Consider the following 19156-nt stretch of genomic DNA (forward strand, 5'->3'; position numbering starts at 1 on the left):
AGAGTTGGCAACGTCGTTTGGGGGAAGTATGGCCTATTTCATTGACCGACGGCTGAACGGCAAAAACAAGAGCATGGTGAATCGCCAGCGCTTCTTGCGCCGTTACAAGTCGCAAATCAAACAGTCGATTGCCGAAGCCATCAACAAGCGTTCGGTCACCGACGTGGACAGCGGGGAGTCGGTATCCATCCCCACTGACGATATCAACGAACCGATGTTTCATCAGGGGCGCGGCGGCACGCGCCATCGGGTTCACCCGGGCAACGACCATTTTGTGCAGAACGATCGCGTCGAGCGGCCTCAGGGCGGATCGGGCGGTGGCGGCGGCCAGGGTAACGCCAGCCAGGACGGTGAAGGCCAGGATGAATTCGTTTTTCAGATCTCCAAAGATGAGTATCTCGATCTCTTGTTCGAAGATCTCGCCCTGCCCAACCTGAAAAAGAACCAGTACAAACAGCTGACCGAGTTCAAAACCCATCGCGCCGGTTATACCGCTAACGGCGTGCCGGCCAACATCAGCGTCGTGCGCTCACTGCAAAATTCGCTGGCGCGGCGTACCGCCATGACCGCCGGCAAAAGACGCGCGTTGCACGAGCTGGAAGAGGCGCTGACCCAGCTGGAAAACACCGAGCCGGTGCAACTGCTGGAAGAGGAACGGCTGCGTAAAGAGATTGCCGAGCTGCGCAAGAAAATCGAAAGCGTGCCGTTTATCGACACCTTCGACCTGCGTTACAAAAACTACGAGCGCCGGCCGGAGCCCTCCAGCCAGGCGGTGATGTTCTGCCTGATGGACGTGTCCGGCTCGATGGATCAGGCCACCAAAGACATGGCGAAACGTTTTTACATTCTGCTTTATCTGTTCCTGAGCCGAACCTACAAAAACGTCGACGTGGTGTATATCCGCCATCACACTCAGGCGAAAGAAGTGGACGAGCAGGAGTTCTTTTATTCGCAGGAAACCGGCGGCACCATTGTCTCCAGCGCGCTGAAGCTGATGAGTGAAGTGGTCGAAGAGCGTTACGACCCGGCGCAGTGGAATATCTACACCGCGCAGGCGTCTGACGGGGACAACTGGGCAGACGATTCACCGCTGTGCCATGAGCTGTTGGCGAAGAAGCTCCTGCCGATGGTGCGTTACTACAGCTACATCGAAATCACCCGTCGCGCCCACCAAACGCTGTGGCGCGAATACGAGGATCTACAGGCGAAATTCGACAACTTCGCCATGCAGCATATCCGTGAACCGGACGATATCTATCCGGTATTCCGCGAACTGTTTCGCAAACAGACCGTTTGAATAATCTGCAATAACGCCACCACAGCCGGAGAACCACGTTTCCCGGCTGTTTCTTTTTCGCCATGATATATCGCCGAGCCTGAGCGTATAATTTTTGACCGCCACCCGAGAAATAATAAGCCGCGTTATCCCGAATGGCGCTGCCTATTATTCTTTCTTCTGAGGTTATTCCTAAACATTCGCCGTCGCGTCCGCACGGCTTGATGGGAATATTCCCATTCAGTTATCGTTATCTTATCGCTTAAGCCCTTTCCTAAGCGAAATTTGCCTTACTTTATTTTTCTATGGCTTCTCTGTCCGCCGTGGCGGGCTTTTACCGGTCAGCAGGTTAGACATCATGATCGATTACACCCTCTATGGCCTCAACCAGCACGATGTTGACGAATACCATAAGCAAATATGCTGCCTGCTCGGCAAAAGCGTGTTGCTGGCGCTGATCGCCAACAAACCGATAACCAAACAGAACCTGCTCAGCTGTCTTGTTCAGGAGGCGGAAAAGCAACCCGATGATTATTTCCAGCGGTTGCACCGCGCAGCCATCGAAATGATCGGCGTTAACGGACGCTAGGGCGATATGCGCAAGGCGGAAATCTACGCCATTATTGCCACCGTCGTGGTGTTGATTGCGCTGTTAATAATTAGCTACGATAGCGATATCCCTGTTTATCCCTGACGGCCAACCTGCTTGCGCCGGTTTTTCACCCGGCGCAAGCAGGATGCGCAGAAACAATTTGCCGCCAGAGCCGCTTTACAGCCCGGATAACATTCCCGCCCTGGCGTTATTTCGAACCGGCCGCTTCGTCAATCAACCTCGCCACCTCATCGGCGTGGGAGGCCAGCGAGGCGTGACTGGCATTCAAGGTCAACACTTTCCTGGCCTGCAACCGCTGCGCCATTCGCCGCTGATTCTCCGGCGCTATCATGCGATCGTCGCTGGAGAGTTGATACCATGACGGTTTATGTTTCCAGGCGGGGTCGCCGATAGCGTTGCCAAAGGTGCCGGCCAGCGGAGCCTTCTGCGCCACCGCCATCACCAGCGCCTCGTCAGCAGTCAGATCCTGGCAAAAGCTTTCATGGAACTTGTCGGCCTTGATCCACAGGTAACCGTCGCTGTCCGGCGCCAAATTCGCGACTGCCGCCGGAGGATGTTCTTGCGTAATGCCGCCGGGACTTTCACCGGCATCCGGCGCAAACGCGGCGATATAGACCAGCCCAATCACGTTGGGCTGGTTGCCCATTTCCGTGATCACCGCCCCACCGTAAGAGTGCCCGACCAACAAGACCGGCCCCGCTTGTTGCGCGACCATCTTGCGCGTGCGCTCCGCATCTTCGGCCAGTGACGTTAGCGGCATTTCCACCGCATGGATCGCCGAATATCCCCTGCGCGACAACGCGATAATGACTTTACTCCAGTGCGCCGCACCGCCCCAGAATCCATGTACCAGCACGATAGTGGGTTTTAAGCTCATTGCCGACTCCTTTATCTCATAGGGAAGCGCGGTACACCGATAGGCAGGCGCCCTTTACGCAGGCGCCGTACTGCCAGCGACGCTGCGCGCACTCCCCATTTTATATAGTCAGCCTCGCGACGTTCGACAATAGCTACGACGGGTTAACACGCCCGATTTTCCGGCATCGCCGTGAACGGCCGCAGCGGCGCAGGCCGCAATGGCCGAGCGAAAGATGGGATTAAAACTAGGATTTTTACCCATGACGATCTAAAATCTCGCGCAAAAACAAAGAGAAGTAAATTTGAATCACCGGGAAAAGGAATGAAGTTGTGAAGGAAATGATCTCCATCGTATTGATGACGTGCCTGCTGGCGCTGCTGTTTTCGTGGCTGTTCGTCTACGGTCTTAACATTCATTAAACCTACGGCGGCTACCCACGCCCCTTCCTGACTGGCAGGCAGCGCATCCGCACGGTGCGCTCAAAACCGCCGAATCGCGTCATGCTTTCATCCAACAACACGCCCCCTGCAACTGGCAAGAACACGCGCCCACCGAACCCGGCTTCCTCTCACCCAAACCCTTCGCAAATACATCATAAATTTTTATCAATTACAGTTTCACCGCGTTCCTCTGTGACTCACCGCCCCTTTTCTTGCCTAACCGTGTCTCACTCTGGCGAAGGCTTGTTCACCCACCAATGTTACCGGTAACTATATTGTTGATTTCTTTTCGAAATAAACAGAAAGCTGTTAATAACCCTACGTTCTTTATAGAAATAAATTATGTATTCTTATGGATAAAGGTTTGAATTAACGGCCGTGGGTCATTGATTATCGTCCGCCAAGCTCCTAGAATTCGCGCGTAAAAATACAACTGGGATCGGGTTTCATGTCGTCGCTGTGGGTTGCAACGCAATACTGTTATTTTATTGGTCTGTTAGTTTCTATGGTTTTCACCTATCTGGTTAGCAGGGACACCGTCAAGATTCGATGCATCAGTGCATTGACCATCGGGTTGACCTGGCCGTTGAGTCTGCCGGTCGTGTTGCTGTTTTCGCTGTTCTAACGCCTCGCTGCGCTTTCGCTTTAAACAGCCTGCTCATGAAAATAGATTGATCGCCGCGATTGCGGCTGCTGGCGTGGAATAAAAAAACGCCAGCACGAAGGCTGGCATGAAAAAATTGGAAGCAATGTGAGCAATGTCGTGCCGGCTTGGGGGGCACAGAAGGAGACAACCCTTTTCCCCTCACCGGCGACACGGATGATAATACGTCTCATTATTAAATGTAAAGTCATTTCCCTGCGCAACTTTTTCCGTTTGGTAAAATATCAGCCGCGCGGCGTTCGCCAGCGCCGATACATCCGCACCGCCCCCCATACCAGCAACCACAGCAAAATATTCACCCCCAACCACAGCATCAGCAAGTAGCAGAAGGTCTGGTAACCGGGTATGCCCCGATCGGCCAAAAACGGGTTAAAGTGAAAAAATTTGACGATCGCGAACGGATTAAGATTGAAACGGTTGAATACGGCCGCCGTCAACAACGGTGGCAACAGGGTGTAAAACGCCAGGCTGAACAGCAGCAGGATCTTTGTACCCGAAGTGTTTTTATAATCTTTCATATCAATGTATTACGTCTTTCGCTGTGATGTAAAAACCGCCGAACATTCGCACGTCGATCGACCCCGAGCGCGAAAAAGAGTTCCCGGCCAACGCGGAAATAAAGCCGATCCTGTGTTTAATCGTCATTTAGCGCCCGGGTGATATATACCCTGTGGATTTTAAATTACGATGCCGGCGCACCGCCCTCATTCGCAACATTTGCGTGGCGTCATCAGGAGGCCTTAATGAAACCGGACGCACTCTCCCTGCCGCCGAACTCAAAAAAACTTAAAGTGATCTACGGCTGGTATATTTACGTAGTCTATATCCTGCTGGTTTTTAACATCTACATGGCGGTTTACAACGTCTGCGTTCGGCATCCGTTCGAAGCCCCGCTGCTGTCGCTGTTTCACAGCCTGTTCCTCGCGCTGATGCTGCAGCAGGTGCTCAAGAAAAACGTCATTTTCGCCTGGATCTTGCTGAGCTATTTTATTCTGATGCGTCTGTATTACGCCAATGTGCTGCATGTCGAGTTTACGCTGCTGAGCCGCAGCCTGGTACTGCTGATTCTGACGCTGTTGCTGACCGGCTCCGTGGCCGTCGGGCAACTGGCCACGCCCCCGCAGCGGCATGACTGGCTGGCGCGGTTGGGCTGGCGTCAGTGGGCTGCGCTCACGGCGCTGGCGGCGATTCTGACCCCGCTGATTACCACCGACTATCTGGGGTAAACAGGGCGTTATTTGGGGATATGAGGCTCGGATATGTCTACGATGCGGCATATTTTGGTGTAGTTACCCGCCTTCTCACAGATTTTGTCTGTGACGAACACGCTAAGGTAGCCCAGCAACAGCAAGTAGCCGACCATGCACAAAATAAAGATAAGCGTTCTCACCGATAGCGACCAACCAGACAAGAGTATCCCGAGCATCATAACCTGAACGCGGCGCTTTAAAAGGATTTCATGTGCGCACCAGCCGCATCAACGCACGTTCTGTAGTAAGATTAGGCAACCTCACCCACCACCGGAAACGCCGATGCACCATCTGATGTTAGACATTGAAACCCTGGATATAAAACCCAGCGCCGTCATTTTGGTGGTTGCGGCGGTGTTTTTCGATCCCCGCACCGGGGAACTGGGCGCCGAATTCGAAACCGCCGTCAGCAGTCAGAAAGACCAACCGGGCAGAACCATCAGCCTGGATACGGTCGCCTGGTGGGCGAAACAGTCCGATGAAGCGCGCAAGCAGGCCTTCGGCGGCACCGAGAGCCTGAAACGCGTGCTGAGCAGCCTCAGCCGCTTTATCCATATGAACAGCACCGACACGGTGAAAGTCTGGGGCAACGGCAAAGAGTTCGATTGCGCGATCCTCGAACACGCCTTCCAGCAGTTGGAAATGCCCTGCCCGTGGAAATTCTGGAATACACAGGACGTGCGCACAGTGATCACGCTGGCGGAACTGCACGGCTTTAACCCGAAAAAGACCCGCCCATTCGAAGGCATGCCGCATCGCGCGCTGGACGACGCCCGCCATCAGGCCCGCTACGTGGCCGACACCGTCTCGGCGCTCTATTACCGCCCGGCAGCGCAGCGTTGACCGCGCTTTGCCCCTTTTCATTTGCCGCCAGAATCTCTACTCTAGCCCTCTTTGTCACTCGGACGTGCCTTTCTTGTTATGCAAAAGTTTCTGTTTATGCTTCTCAGCCTGGTGCTGCTTGGCCCATTAGGCATCGACCTTTATCTGCCGACCATTCCCGCCATCGCCGTCGGCCTGGGCAGCAGTGAAGCGCTGATACAATCCACCATTTCACTGTTTATTTTGGTGCTCGGTCTCGGCCAGGTCATCGCCGGTCCGTTGGTGGATAACTACGGCCGCAAACCGGTGGCGCTGGCCGGCATTATTCTCTACATGCTCGGTGCGGCGATGGCGGCGCTGGCCAGCAACCCGACCGTTTTCATCGCCTCGCGTCTGCTGCAAGGGGTAGCGGTCTGTTGCACCGCCGTCGTCGCCTTCAGCGGCGTACGCGATCGCCTGAATGGTGACGATGCCGCTCGCGCGTTCGGCTTCCTCAACGGCACGCTGAACATCATCCCGGCGCTGGCGCCGCTGCTCGGCGGTCTGCTCGCCGAGGCCTTCGGCTGGCGCGCGCCTTTCTGGTTCCTGGTCGGCTACGCGCTGCTGGTATTGGCGATCATCGCGCTGTATCTGCCTGAAACCCGCCCCGTCGATACCGTGCCGGTCAAAGGGCTGCCGGTGCGCCAATACGCACGCATCCTCAGCGAACGGCGTTTCCTCTCCTTTGCCGTGGTGAATTCCGGGGCGATGGGCATGGCGTTGACCTACGTTTCCCTGGCCCCCAATGTGCTGATGGGCACCGCCGGCCTGACCCCGCTGCAATTCTCGCTGGTGTTCGGCGCCAACGGCTTCTGGATCATGTTGGTCAGCTTCTTCGCCAACCGCATCATCCACAAAGTCGGCCGCCCGGTTTGCCTGGCGATCGGTGGCATGCTGATGGGATTGGGCTGTCTGGGGCTGCTGCTGGGCGTCATGCTGCTGCCTGCGGCGGCGCAAGCGCATTGGCTGGCATATATGCTGCCAGTCGCCAGCGCCTGCGCCGGATTGGCGTTCGTGATGGGCCCGGCCACCAGCTATGCGCTGGAACCCTACTCCAATGAGGCCGGCGTCGCGTCTGCGCTGGTCGGCTTCGTGCAGATGGCGGGCGGCGCCGCGCTGGGTCTGGTGGCGATGGCGTTGCCGCTGCAACCGAAACTGTCGCTGGCGTTGGTCATGCTGGTAGGCTGCCTGCTGGCGCTGCACGCGCGGCGTCTCAGCAAGCAGATTAAAGGACAGATCAGAAAAGTCGCCTGAGCCCGTCTCAGGCTTCGGTGACGACCGGCACCCGCGCCGCTAACGCCGACAACAGCTCATAACCTAACGTCCCTGCCGCCGTGGCTACTTCGTCCACCGGCAGGCGTTTCCCCCACAGCTCGACTTCGGCGCCCAATTCGGCTTGTGGACAGGGCGTTAAATCTACCGCCAGCATATCCATCGATACTGTTCCCAGGGTGCGCGTCAGTACGCCATCCACCCATACCGGCGTACCGGTCGGCGCATGACGCGGATAGCCGTCGGCATAACCGCAGGCCACCACACCGATACGCTGCGCGCCGGCGGCGCTGTAACGGCCGCCATAGCCGACGCGATCGCCAGACTTCAGTTGCTGAATGCCGATGATTTCACTGCTCAGCGTCATCGCCGGCTGCAACCCCGTCGACGCCACATCACTCCAGCAACCGCTCGGCGAGGCGCCATAGAGAATGATCCCAGGGCGCACCCAGCTGCCGTGGGTCGAAGGATGCCACAGCGTGGCGGCCGAGTTGGCCAGGCAGCGCGGCAGCGGTATATCGGCGGCGGCCGCCTCGATGGTGGCCATCTGCCGGGTCACTCCTTCCGGGCCGTCGGCGGTGGCGAAATGGCTCATCAGCGTCAGCTCGGCGATGTTGGCAACCGCCTGCGCCCTGCGCCACACCTCGTGCAGCCGTTCGGGTGCGAATCCCAGCCGGTTCATACCGCTGTTCACTTTCAAATAGACGTCGAGCGGCGCGCTCAGCCTGGCGTCGGCGATCGCCGCCAACTGCCAGTCGCTGTGCACCGCCGTCGTCAGGCGATAACGGTCGAGCAGCGCCAGATCCTGCGGTTGGAAAAAGCCCTCCAGCAGCAGAATCGGCCCCTGCCAGCCGGACTCACGCAGCAGCACCGCTTCGGCCAGATCCAGCATGGCGAAACCGTCGGTTTGCGCCATGCTGCGCCAAACGTGTTTGATGCCGTGGCCATAGGCGTTGGCTTTAACCACCGCCCAGACTTTGGCGCCGGGGGCGAAACGGCGCACCACCTGCAGGTTGTTTTCAATCGCGCCGAGATGCATCGTGGCGGTTATCGGACGGGGCATCGCTTCTCCTTGGGGCAGCATACAGCGGCCACGCGCGCCTGCGCGTGGCCAGGAAAGTCTATAATCGAATCGGGCGATTAGCGTGCGGGATGCACGTCGCTCAGCGGAACCGCGTGTTGCTGGCGAAACCCGGCGCTGTAGCGCGCCACCGCCAGATCATCGGAAGGGATCGCCGGCGTAATGCCAGACATCAGATCGGACAGCAACTGCCCGGAACCGCAGGCCATCGTCCAGCCCAACGTGCCATGCCCGGTGTTGAGGTACAGATTCTTCAGCGAAGTGCGGCCGACGATCGGCGTTCCGTCCGGCGTCATCGGGCGCAGCCCGGTCCAGAACGTCGCGTCCTCCACTCTGCCGCCGTTCGGATAGAGATCGCGCACCACCATCTCCAGCGTTTCGCGCCGTTTTTGCTCCAGCTGAGTATTGAAACCGACGATCTCCGCCATACCGCCGACGCGAATACGCTGGTCGAAACGGGTAATGGCGATTTTGTACGTCTCATCCAGTACCGTAGAGAATGGCGCCGCCGTTTCATCAGCGATCGGGATGGTCAGCGAATAGCCCTTCAACGGGTAAACCGGGATAGACACCAGGCCGCGCAGCAGCGCCGTAGAGTAAGACCCGAACGCCACCACGTAGCTATCGGCTTTGAACACCTCTTCACCGCACTGCACGCCGGCGATCTTGTCGCCCTCCACCAGCAGGCGATCGACGCTGCGGTTGAACAGGAAGGTCACGCCCGCCTGCTCTGCCATCTTCGCCAATTGCTGCGTGAACAGCTGACAATCGCCGGTTTCGTCGTTAGGCAACTGCAAACCGCCCGTCAGCTTGTGCGCCACCTGCGCCAGCGCCGGTTCGACGCTGGCGAGCTGGTTGGCCTCCAGCAACCGGTAAGGCACCCCGGCATCTTCCAATACCGCGATGTCTTTCGCCGCGTTTTCAAACTGTTGTTGGGTACGGAACAGCTGCAACGTGCCGCCCTGACGCCCTTCGTACTGGATGCCGGTTTCCTGGCGCAGCGCTTTGATGCAATCGCGGCTATATTCCGCCAGGCGCACCATGCGGCCTTTGTTGGTCATGTAGTGTTCGGTATTGCAGTTTTTCAGCATCTGCCACATCCAGCTCAGCTGGAAGCTGCTGCCGTCGAGGCGGACCGCCAACGGCGCATGGCGCTGGAACATCCACTTGATGGCTTTCAGCGGCACGCCCGGCGCCGCCCAGGGGGCAGCATAGCCCGGTGAGATCTGCCCGGCGTTCGCCGCGCTGGTCTCCAATGCCGGGCCGGGCTGACGATCGATCACCGTCACCTCATGCCCCGCTTTCGCCAAATACCAGGCACTGGCTACGCCCACCACTCCACTACCTAAAATTACCACTCGCATCGCTGACTCCAGCTCAAGGCTTCACAAAGCATAATCTTCTGCTCACAGGAAATTAACTCAGTGAAAAAATCCGTCCAACAACTTCATCATCAAACGTGACAATATTCACAATTAATTTATCGTCGATAGGCCAGGCATTTGCAATAGCCGCCAGTAAATAGCGATAAGATGCGGTTCATGGGGGATTATAACGCGAGGTCGACGCTGAATCGCTAGCAGTGCTGTCAGTGACAGCACCAAATAAAGGCGTGATAAGCAACATGGTTTTAACAGAATATAAAAATATCAGCCAACATATAAACAGAATAAAACACCAATAAAATACGAATAACCAACACAACAGACAGAGCCAGACTCTTGCCTCCGCAGCAGAAAAGTCGCGTAAAATTTCAGCCAATAATAGCCACATTGTTGCTATTGAATTGAGCAGCCGCTCACCCCGGCGCCAATCCCCCTCTTTTCATCGCTCAGCACGATATGAACCGTTATGCCGTCGAGCAGATCCTAGAGTTCACATTATCGCTATTCTGGAGTGCCTATTATGTTTATCGCTATCTACCGATTCTCAGTCAAAACCGGACACGAATCAGCCTTTCGCCAGGCCTGGCTTGAGTTGACTCAGGGTATCTATCTGCAGCGCGGCAGTCTCGGTTCGCGCCTGCATCGCGATGCGGGCGGGCAGTTTATCGGCTATGCGCAGTGGCCAAGCCGCGCCGCATGGGAAAGCGCCGGTGCCGTTCAATTGGAGGAACGCTATCGGCAAGCCCGGGAGAGAATGCGCGCAGCGTTGTTGACGGATGAAACGTTATTTGAACTGGAGGTTACGGATGATTATCTGCAAATCAGGCCGTTTGACTGAGCACAAGCCCACCCGTGCGGGCTTGTGACTGTGAGACAGACCGGCGTCAGTGATGCAGCATCTCGTCCACGACCTCTTTGGTCTGTAGCTGGAACGGGTAGTAGGTCGGCCAGTTATCCATTTCTTTCAGCAGCGCCTCCTGCGACGTGTTGCCCATAAAGATATGGAAATGCGCCGATTTGCGCGGGCCGATAATATGATCGCTGAACTGCACGAATTTTGGTGCCTGGCTGTCGGCATCCTGGCATTCGAACAGATAGCGCACGCCCTTTTTACCGGAGACATAAGTCAGGATCTTATGCCCGGCGTACTTATACTGACAGGCGCTGGATTGATCTCCGCGGTGAAACTCCATGACGCCGTTCTCAATGCCGATGGTATCCACATCAGTGGCGTACCCTTTGCGGTAATACGCCTTCACTTCGGCGAAGCTCTTGCTGTTATCCTGCGTCGCTTTCTTCTTGAACACCGGGTCAAGCTCCCCATTGAGCAAATAAGGATAGACGGATTGCCATACCCCCTCCCAGTCGGCCAGGTCGCGATCTTTGACGTCCTTGTCGTCGAACACGCCCGCTTCCGCCCTTTTTTCCACTTCCGTCAGCGGTTTGCCATGTGAATGATGCCCGTGGGCGACCGCCTGTCCGCTTATGAACATCGCCGCCAGCGCCACCGCCAGTTTGCCAAAATGCCTCGCCAAAATGCGCTCCTTGTCCGTCATTGAGAATTGAGAAAAACGGGAAGTTACAATATAACATAACAGTTTTCAATCCTTCTGGCGCTGTAAGCAAGCTATTGCGCCCCCATGCCGCAGGGCTATACTCGGAGAAGAAGCGCGGGGCTTCTGCCGGGACGGACGCGGCGCCGGATCGACCGCCGTTCGCTCCCTTGCGTACCGGCATTTTTATTTCACTGATTTGCAACGGTTAATTATGACTTGAACTATGCTTGTTACAGGGCCTGCCGTTTGAGCGAGGCCCGTGAATAATGAGGGTGCGCTGATGACTACTTCAACACATGAAAAGGTTAAGGATGATAAACGGCTGAGCGATGGACCGGACTGGACGTTCGAACTGCTGCAGGTGTATTTGGAGCAGATCGACCGCGTCGCCAAGCATTACCGGCTCGACACCTACCCCCATCAGATCGAGGTGATCACCTCCGAGCAGATGATGGACGCTTATTCGAGCGTCGGCATGCCGATCAACTATACCCACTGGTCCTTCGGCAAAAAGTTCATCGAAACCGAGCAGCGCTACAAGCAAGGCCAGCAAGGGCTGGCGTATGAAATCGTCATCAACTCCAATCCCTGCATCGCCTACCTGATGGAAGAGAACACCATCACCATGCAGGCGCTGGTGATGGCGCACGCCTGCTATGGCCACAACTCGTTCTTCAAGAACAACTACCTGTTCCGCAGCTGGACTGATGCCAGCTCTATCGTCGATTATCTGCTGTTTGCTCGCCACTACATCAGCCAGTGCGAAGAGCGCTACGGCGTCGATGAGGTGGAACGGCTGCTGGATTCCTGCCACGCGCTGATGAATTACGGCGTCGACAGGTACAAACGCCCGCAAAAGATTTCATTGGTGGAAGAGAAAGCGCGCCAGAAAAGCCGCGAAGAGTATCTGCAGAGCCAGGTGAACACGCTGTGGAAGACCTTGCCGCGCGTCGAGCGCGAAGAGTCGCCGGAGCAGGCGCGCCGCTATCCGAGCGAACCGCAGGAAAATATCCTCTATTTTATCGAGAAGAACGCGCCGCTGCTCGAGCCTTGGCAGCGTGAGGTGTTGCGCATCGTGCGCAAAGTCAGCCAATATTTCTACCCGCAAAAACAGACTCAGGTGATGAACGAGGGTTGGGCCACCTTCTGGCACTACACCATCCTCAATCATCTGTACGACGAAGGCCGGGTGACCGAACGCTTTATGCTGGAGTTTTTGCACAGCCACACCAACGTGGTGTACCAGCCGCCGTACAACAGCCCGTACTATAACGGCATCAACCCTTACGCGCTGGGCTTCGCCATGTTCCAGGACATCAAGCGCATCTGCCAATCACCGACCGAAGAAGATCGCTACTGGTTCCCGGACATCGCCGGCAAAGACTGGCTGGACACGTTGCATTTCGCCATGCGTGACTTTAAGGACGAGAGCTTCATCAGCCAGTTCCTGTCGCCCAAAGTGATGCGCGACTTCCGCTTGTTCACCGTGCTGGACGACGATCGCAACAACTATCTGGAAATCGCCGCGATCCACAACGAAGCCGGCTACCGGGCGATCCGCCAGGAGCTGTCGGCGCAATACAATCTGAGCAACCACGAACCGAACATTCAGATCTGGAACGTGGACCTGCGCGGCGACCGCTCGCTGACCCTGCGTTATATTCCGCAGGAACGCGCGCCGCTGGATAAAAGCCGCCGCGACGTGTTGAAACATCTGCATCGCCTGTGGGGCTTCGACGTGATCCTCGAGCAGCAAAACGAAGACGGCAGCGTAGAGCTGCTCGATCGTTGCCCGCCGCGGCCTACGCCGCAGTAACCGCTGTGCCATAACGACAAAGAGCGCCGAAAGGCGCCCTTTATTATTTCGCTCGCACGCGATCAGCGGCGCGCTTCGGTCAGATCGCTTGGCATGGTGCCCTGCATGCTCTGCCAAATCGCCCCGCTGTCTTTACCGTAATTACGCACGGTATCCATCACCTGGTCGTACATCTTCTCATGGCACAGCGTGGACAGTTTGCTGTAGAAGGTCAGCGCCAGCTTGCGCGCTTCCGGGTTGGAGAAGTAGTAACGGCCAACGCGGGTATACAGCCCTTTCAACCCGTTGAAGATCAGGCCGTAGATCGGGTTGCCGGAAGCGAACGCCAGACCGCGGAAGATTTCATAATCCAGCACATTGAACGCATCCGCCTGATCTTCGACTTCGGCGGCCTTCGCCAGCACTTCCTGCGCCTGCTCCGGATGATTGCGCACCGCGGCGCGAATAAAGATCGACGCGATATTGGTGCGTACCGACAGCAGATTATCGATCAGCTGCGGGACGCTTTTGTGATCGAGACGGGCTACGGTCTCAAGGATGTTGAGGCCAGACGTTTCCCAGAAATTGTTCACTTTGGTCGGTTTGCCATGCTGAATGGTCAACCAGCCATCGCGGGCAAGACGTTGCAACACTTCACGTAATGTGGTGCGCGTGACGCCAATCAACTCCGAAAGCTCACGCTCCGCGGGCAAAATAGAGCCAGGGGGGAAGCGATTATTCCAAATACTCTCAATAATGTACTCTTCCGCGAAACCGGCAGGACTCTGCGCCTTTATGACCATGTGTTTGACGTTCCGTTGCGACGATAAATTCAGTAAAAGTAATCAGCTCATCATACCAGATCACACAGACATGACATAGCGTGAGCGAAAAACAATAAACGAAAGTGTGCATAAAGTGGCAAAAAACGCGCAAAAACACCGGTTGCAAGAAATTTACCGCCGTAAAACAAGCTCCGGTTGCGCCCGCCCCCGCCGCGTTGTTAGGGTACGTGCTACGACTGATTTAAGGATGCATAAAGGACAATGGAAACAACCTTGCGCAGCGCCCTGCTCAAAAACTTCCTGGGGCAATCTCCCGACTGGTACAAACTGACCATTATTATTTTCCTGGCGATCAACCCGCTGGTGTTCTTTTTCGCCAGTCCGTTTATCGCGGGTTGGCTGCTGGTGGTGGAGTTCATCTTTACCCTGGCGATGGCGTTGAAGTGCTACCCGTTGCTGCCGGGCGGCCTGCTGGCGCTGGAGGCGGTAGCCATCGGCATGACCAGCCCGGCCCAGGTCTCGCAGGAAATCGAACATAATCTGGAAGTGCTGCTGCTGCTGGTCTTTATGGTAGCCGGCATCTACTTTATGAAGCAGCTGCTGCTGTTCGTATTTACCAAGCTGCTGCTCAACATCCGCTCGAAAACGCTGTTGTCGCTGGCATTCTGCCTGGCCGCCGCCTTCCTTTCCGCTTTCCTCGACGCGCTGACGGTCGTGGCGGTGGTGATTAGCGTCGCCACAGGGTTCTATTCCATCTATCACAACGTGACCTCAAATCGCCCCGACGGCGACATCGGCGACGACAGCGATTTCACCGGCGAAGAGCGCAAACAGACGCTGGAACAATTCCGCGCCTTTCTGCGCAGCCTGCTGATGCATGCTGGCGTCGGCACCGCGCTTGGCGGAGTCATGACGATGGTGGGCGAGCCGCAGAACCTAATCATCGCCAAGAGCGCGGACTGGGGCTTTATCGACTTCTTCCTGCGTATGGCGCCGGTCACCTTGCCGGTGCTGGTGTGCGGCCTGCTGGTCTGCTGGCTGGTAGAGCGTTTTCGTCTGTTTGGCTACGGCGTGCAGTTGCCGGACGCAGTGCGCGAGGTGCTGAAAGAGTATGACCGCAAGGCCACTGCAGGCCGCAGCAAGCAAGAACGTCTCAAGCTGGTGATGCAGGCGTTGATCGGCGTTTGGCTGGTGTTGGCGCTGGCCTTCCACCTGGCCGAGGTCGGGTTGATCGGCCTGTCGGTGATCATTCTCGCCACCTCGCTGTGCGGCGTGAACGATGAACACGCCATCGGCAAAGCGTTCCAGGAAGCGCTGCCGTTCACCGCCCTGTTGACGGTGTTTTTCACCGTCGTTGCGGTGATCATCGAACAGCACCTGTTCAGCCCGGTGATCCAGTTTGTGCTGCGCGCCGAGCCCGCCTCTCAGCTTTCGCTGTTCTACCTGTTCAACGGTCTGCTGTCGTCGGTTTCCGACAACGTGTTCGTCGGCACGGTTTACATCAACGAGGCGCGTGCCGCGCTGGAGTCTGGTGCCATTGCGCTGAAACAGTTTGAACTGCTGGCGGTCGCCATCAATACCGGTACCAACCTGCCTTCTGTCGCTACCCCGAACGGCCAGGCGGCGTTCCTGTTCCTGCTGACGTCGGCGCTGGCGCCGCTGGTACGCCTGTCGTATGGACGCATGGTGTGGATGGCCCTGCCGTATACGGTGGTGCTGACCGTGGTCGGCCTGCTGTGCGTACAGTTCACGCTGGAGCCGGCGACCGAACTGTTGACGCAGTGGCACTGGCTGACGCTGCCTCCTCTCGACGCTATCGGCCACTGATGCGGCGCCGGCAGAGTAAACCGACTATTTTTACGCGGAAACCGGCCCAGGTGGCTGGCAGCGAAGATGAATTGGTTTACACTGCCGGTTCAATTGCTTACTGCATGGAAGAATCTAGATATGTTGCAATTCTTTAACCGCTGTTCACAAGGACGCGGCGCCTGGCTGCTGATGGCCCTGACAGCGTTGGTGTTGGAACTGGTCGCGCTCTATTTCCAGCACGTGATGCTGCTGCAGCCCTGCGTCATGTGCATTTACGAACGTTGCGCACTGTTCGGCATCCTCGGCGCCTCGCTGGTGGGCGCCATCGCGCCGAAAACCCCGCTGCGCTACGCGGCGATCTTGCTGTGGATCTACAGCGCCTGGGAAGGCGTTCAGCTGGCGTGGAAGCACACCATGATCCAACTGCACCCTTCGCCGTTCAATACCTGCGATTTCTTCGTCAGCTTCCCTTCGTGGCTGCCGCTGGACAAATGGCTGCCGGCGGTGTTCCACGCCTCCGGTGACTGTTCCGTGCGCCAATGGCAGTTCCTGACCCTGGAAATGCCGCAATGGCTGGTCGGCATCTTCGGCGCCTACCTGCTGGTGGCGCTGATCGTGTTGATCGCACAGTTTGTTCGCCCACGCCGCCGCGATCTGTTCGGCCGCTGATCGGTACATAAACCAAAAACGGCGCCTGAAGGCGCCGTTTTTTTTAGGGTATTGCTGTCAAATTCAGAGATAACCCCATTTCAGGTATGTGTGAGGAAATAAACGAGCACGATCAGCGCTCCAGCCACGGCAAACAGACGAACCATTTTCATTGTTATGCTCTCGAACTTGCGGGAGAGCGGCCAAATTACCCAACTTATCGCTTAAAAAGAAGCATCCTGGCTCGATTACGCGCGTAATTTACATAACATTAAACTTCTGTGATACCGGCAGGCAAAAACAGGCGATGTCGGCGCAATCCTCTCGGCTTTCAGGCGACAATAAATTACCGTTATTTATGAACGACTGCGCCTTTGTCACATTCAGAGCACAATATTTTGGTGAACTTTGCCCATAAAATCCTTATAGTATCGGCAAAGTGAGTACTACCGATTTCCCTGGTGTTGTTGTGTGTCTTGCCCCTCATCTATGTAGGGGCTTTTTTCCCCCTTCCCCCTGACTTGCAAAAATTCTCCCTTATCCCGCAATGCTGATAGCGCGCATCGAGTCTCGACTCACCGTTCGCGCACTAATGATTAAAATCGTTCCTGATTCTTTACCTATGCTGATGACGTTTGGATTTCCACACTTTTTCTCTAGTAAGCCGGGCCCAGTCTTTGGCTGACTACAGCAAATGATATCAAGGACACGATCTATGCCGGATACCGCATTGCCTCCCTCGTCTCAGCGCCCGTTCCTGCGTCGCCTGCTGCTTAAAGCAGGGAAAAGATTCCTGCGCTGGAACGGCGAGTTTCAGACTCGCCATTCGCTAATCTCCACCACGCCGCAGATCGGTAATCATGAATTTAATTGGGTGACGTCGCTGGAAGCCCGTTGGCCCGCCATTCGGGAGGAGTTGGATCGCCTGTTGGAGCATCCTGAAGATATTCCCGCATTCCACCAAATATCACCGGATCAGAAACGCATCTCCAAAGGGGATAACTGGAAAACCTTCGGGCTGTTTGTCTATGGGCAACGCGTTGATGAAAACTGCGCCATTTGCCCGCGTACCGCGCAAGCGGTCAGCGAGATCCCCGGCATGCGCACCGCCATGTTCTCTATCCTTAAGCCGCACTATCATATCGTGCCGCACAAAGGCCCGACGCGTGCCGTGGTACGCGCTCATCTGGGATTAATCGTGCCAAAGGATCGGGAAAAGCTGTGGATCCGCGTTGACGATCAAATCCTGCACTGGGATGAAGGCAAAGTGATTTTGTTTGACGACTCTTATGAGCACGAAGTGCGTAATGATACCGACGAGCTGCGCGCGGTGTTGTTTCTCGATATCGACCGGCCGATGGACAAGGTGGGTACGGCGGTGAATAAGCTGCTGTTCAGCCTGATCAAAGCCAGCCCTTATGTGAAACAACCGCTAAAAAACCTGGCGAACTGGCACCGGCGCGATAAAAAAGAGTGAAATGACGGCTTATGCCATGAGCCTCACGCCAGCGGGTTAGCTCAACAACGCAAAGGGGGAGTGCCCAACCACTCCGCCCTCTTGCATCGCGCCCCGCCTTGATCCGCAAGGGTTCCGATTTTACCTGGCCCAGTCCGGCTTGTTGAGGATATGGTCCTGCCAGTCCACCACTTCGCTCTCACGCACCGCGATATGCCGCACCGTGATGCGCTCACCGTGCATCGCCGCCTTGGAGCCGCTCAGCAACGGGTGCCAGGGGAACAGCGGTTTACCTTCGCCAATCAGACGGTAGGCGCAGGTAGGTGGCAGCCAATCGAAGGTGGTGAGGTTCTCGCGCGTCAGTTTGATGCAGTCTTCTTCCAGCTCGAAGCGCCGCTCGTAGTTGCGGCATTGGCAGGATTTGATGTTGAGCTGGTTGCAGGCTACGTTGGTAAAATAAATCTCGTCGGTATCTTCGTCGATCAGCTTATTCAAACAGCATTGCCCGCACCCATCGCACAACGACTCCCACTCTTGTTCTGACATTTCCGCCAGCGTTTTCTGTTGCCAAAAAGCGAGTTGTGACATGTTAGCGTCCGGTTTAGGTAAAGGGAAAAGTCACCTGCGCACAGGTTCGAGGGGGGACTATATAGACATTTTAGCCGCGAGATGCAAGTTTTGCCGCCGACGATGCCGGCGGCGAGGAGAAATCAGATCACCCGGGTGCTGAGGGTTTTGCCGTTCAGGCTGATTTTCAGCATGTCGCCGGAAGCCATCGGGCCCACGCCCTGCGGCGTGCCGGTCAGAATGATGTCGCCGGCGCGCAGCGTGAAGAAACGGCTCATGTAGCTGATAAGCGGCAGGATCGGCGTGATCATGTCACGCGTATTGCCCTGCTGGCGCAGCTGGTCGTTAACGGTCAACGACAGCTCGGCGTTTTGCGGATCGCCGAACTCGGCTACCGGGATAAATCCCGACATCGGGCAGGAACCGTCGAAGGCCTTGGCCTTTTCCCACGGCTGACCGGCTTTTTTAAAGCCCGCCTGCAGATCGCGCAGCGTCAGATCGAGCGCCACGCCGTAACCGGCGATCGCCCGCGCCACGCGGTCTTCGTTGGCCTGTTTCAGCGGCGTGCCGATCAGCACCGCCAGCTCGACCTCATGGTGCACTGAGCCGAACTCTTTAGGGATGGCCACCGGCTGGCGGATATCGCACAGCGCCGTTTCCGGTTTGATAAACACCACCGGCTCGACGGAAACCGCGCTGCCCATTTCCTTGATGTGATCGGCGTAGTTGCTGCCGACGCAAACCACCTTGTTCACCGGGAAATCGAGCAACGAACCCTGCCAGTCTCTATGTTGATACATACCGCTTCTCCCAAACTGTAGAGGCTTGGCGCGCCAAGC

The 19156-nt window shown here is 56.5% G+C and carries 19 protein-coding genes; 11 read left to right on the forward strand and 8 right to left on the reverse strand.

Features of this window, described 5'->3' with window-relative positions:
- Nucleotides 1-28: 28 nt before the first annotated feature.
- Both AC6BYQ_RS02310 and AC6BYQ_RS02315 read left to right on the forward strand, forming a co-directional pair.
- On the forward strand, nucleotides 29-1297 hold the full coding sequence (locus AC6BYQ_RS02310) for a YeaH/YhbH family protein (protein ID WP_498056230.1): 1269 nt from the start codon (nucleotides 29-31) through the stop codon (nucleotides 1295-1297).
- 337 nt (nucleotides 1298-1634) lie between these two features.
- A complete protein-coding gene (locus AC6BYQ_RS02315; protein ID WP_019452768.1) occupies nucleotides 1635-1865 on the forward strand; it encodes a hypothetical protein in 231 nt (76 codons plus the stop codon).
- Nucleotides 1866-2076: 211 nt separating this feature from the next.
- Here the strand turns inward: AC6BYQ_RS02315 and AC6BYQ_RS02320 are convergent, their stop codons facing one another.
- Nucleotides 2077-2766 (reverse strand): alpha/beta hydrolase, encoded by a 690-nt coding sequence (locus tag AC6BYQ_RS02320; RefSeq protein WP_063918466.1) that lies wholly within the window; start codon nucleotides 2764-2766, stop codon nucleotides 2077-2079.
- 870 nt (nucleotides 2767-3636) lie between these two features.
- On the opposite strand from AC6BYQ_RS02320, the gene AC6BYQ_RS02325 reads away from it, so the two are divergent.
- Nucleotides 3637-3813, forward strand: coding sequence for a GhoT/OrtT family toxin (locus tag AC6BYQ_RS02325; RefSeq protein ID WP_025159799.1), 177 nt, complete (start codon nucleotides 3637-3639; stop codon nucleotides 3811-3813).
- A 263-nt stretch (nucleotides 3814-4076) separates the two neighbouring features.
- Here AC6BYQ_RS02325 and AC6BYQ_RS02330 read toward each other — a convergent pair whose 3' ends face one another.
- On the reverse strand, nucleotides 4077-4370 hold the full coding sequence (locus tag AC6BYQ_RS02330) for a hypothetical protein (protein WP_063918467.1): 294 nt from the start codon (nucleotides 4368-4370) through the stop codon (nucleotides 4077-4079).
- Between the two features lie 225 nt (nucleotides 4371-4595).
- Between AC6BYQ_RS02330 and AC6BYQ_RS02335 the strand changes: the two genes are divergently transcribed.
- The 3 genes from AC6BYQ_RS02335 to AC6BYQ_RS02345 all read left to right on the forward strand — a co-directional run bounded on the left by AC6BYQ_RS02335 (nucleotide 4596) and on the right by AC6BYQ_RS02345 (nucleotide 7217).
- Complete coding sequence (locus AC6BYQ_RS02335; RefSeq protein WP_063918468.1) at nucleotides 4596-5078, forward strand: hypothetical protein; 483 nt, start codon at nucleotides 4596-4598, stop codon at nucleotides 5076-5078.
- Between the two features lie 306 nt (nucleotides 5079-5384).
- On the forward strand, nucleotides 5385-5945 hold the full coding sequence (locus AC6BYQ_RS02340) for a 3'-5' exonuclease (protein WP_498056231.1): 561 nt from the start codon (nucleotides 5385-5387) through the stop codon (nucleotides 5943-5945).
- 78 nt (nucleotides 5946-6023) lie between these two features.
- Nucleotides 6024-7217 carry a multidrug effflux MFS transporter gene (locus AC6BYQ_RS02345; protein WP_498056232.1) on the forward strand — a complete coding sequence of 398 codons (1194 nt, stop codon included), beginning with the start codon at nucleotides 6024-6026 and terminating at the stop codon, nucleotides 7215-7217.
- A 7-nt stretch (nucleotides 7218-7224) separates the two neighbouring features.
- Here AC6BYQ_RS02345 and dadX read toward each other — a convergent pair whose 3' ends face one another.
- The gene (gene dadX / locus AC6BYQ_RS02350) at nucleotides 7225-8298 is read right to left on the reverse strand and encodes a catabolic alanine racemase DadX (protein WP_025159800.1); all 1074 of its coding nucleotides are present in this window, start codon (nucleotides 8296-8298) and stop codon (nucleotides 7225-7227) included.
- 77 nt (nucleotides 8299-8375) lie between these two features.
- Nucleotides 8376-9680 (reverse strand): D-amino acid dehydrogenase, encoded by a 1305-nt coding sequence (locus tag AC6BYQ_RS02355; protein WP_025159801.1) that lies wholly within the window; start codon nucleotides 9678-9680, stop codon nucleotides 8376-8378.
- Nucleotides 9681-10221: 541 nt separating this feature from the next.
- On the opposite strand from AC6BYQ_RS02355, the gene AC6BYQ_RS02360 reads away from it, so the two are divergent.
- Entirely contained in the window at nucleotides 10222-10539 is a 318-nt protein-coding gene (locus tag AC6BYQ_RS02360) for an antibiotic biosynthesis monooxygenase family protein (protein WP_019452779.1), read from the forward strand.
- 46 nt (nucleotides 10540-10585) lie between these two features.
- On the opposite strand, the gene zinT is transcribed toward AC6BYQ_RS02360, so the two are convergent.
- Entirely contained in the window at nucleotides 10586-11236 is a 651-nt protein-coding gene (gene zinT / locus AC6BYQ_RS02365; protein WP_063918472.1) for a metal-binding protein ZinT, read from the reverse strand.
- Between the two features lie 301 nt (nucleotides 11237-11537).
- On the opposite strand from zinT, the gene AC6BYQ_RS02370 reads away from it, so the two are divergent.
- The gene (locus AC6BYQ_RS02370; RefSeq protein WP_019452781.1) at nucleotides 11538-13073 is read left to right on the forward strand and encodes a SpoVR family protein; all 1536 of its coding nucleotides are present in this window, start codon (nucleotides 11538-11540) and stop codon (nucleotides 13071-13073) included.
- A gap of 62 nt (nucleotides 13074-13135) precedes the next feature.
- Here the strand turns inward: AC6BYQ_RS02370 and fadR are convergent, their stop codons facing one another.
- Nucleotides 13136-13855, reverse strand: coding sequence for a fatty acid metabolism transcriptional regulator FadR (fadR, locus tag AC6BYQ_RS02375; protein ID WP_025159802.1), 720 nt, complete (start codon nucleotides 13853-13855; stop codon nucleotides 13136-13138).
- 243 nt (nucleotides 13856-14098) lie between these two features.
- On the opposite strand from fadR, the gene nhaB reads away from it, so the two are divergent.
- The 3 genes from nhaB to AC6BYQ_RS02390 all read left to right on the forward strand — a co-directional run bounded on the left by nhaB (nucleotide 14099) and on the right by AC6BYQ_RS02390 (nucleotide 17771).
- Nucleotides 14099-15664, forward strand: a complete 1566-nt coding sequence (gene nhaB / locus AC6BYQ_RS02380) for a sodium/proton antiporter NhaB (RefSeq protein WP_063918474.1) — start codon at nucleotides 14099-14101, stop codon at nucleotides 15662-15664.
- A gap of 120 nt (nucleotides 15665-15784) precedes the next feature.
- Entirely contained in the window at nucleotides 15785-16315 is a 531-nt protein-coding gene (dsbB, locus tag AC6BYQ_RS02385) for a disulfide bond formation protein DsbB (protein ID WP_004932277.1), read from the forward strand.
- Between the two features lie 694 nt (nucleotides 16316-17009).
- A complete protein-coding gene (locus AC6BYQ_RS02390; protein WP_498056233.1) occupies nucleotides 17010-17771 on the forward strand; it encodes an aspartyl/asparaginyl beta-hydroxylase domain-containing protein in 762 nt (253 codons plus the stop codon).
- A 120-nt stretch (nucleotides 17772-17891) separates the two neighbouring features.
- On the opposite strand, the gene ycgN is transcribed toward AC6BYQ_RS02390, so the two are convergent.
- Complete coding sequence (gene ycgN, locus AC6BYQ_RS02395; RefSeq protein WP_025159803.1) at nucleotides 17892-18338, reverse strand: cysteine cluster protein YcgN; 447 nt, start codon at nucleotides 18336-18338, stop codon at nucleotides 17892-17894.
- Nucleotides 18339-18460: 122 nt separating this feature from the next.
- Nucleotides 18461-19117, reverse strand: a complete 657-nt coding sequence (locus AC6BYQ_RS02400; protein WP_025159804.1) for a fumarylacetoacetate hydrolase family protein — start codon at nucleotides 19115-19117, stop codon at nucleotides 18461-18463.
- Nucleotides 19118-19156 lie beyond the last annotated feature (39 nt).

The organism is Serratia sp. LTN-2 (genome assembly GCF_059740205.1).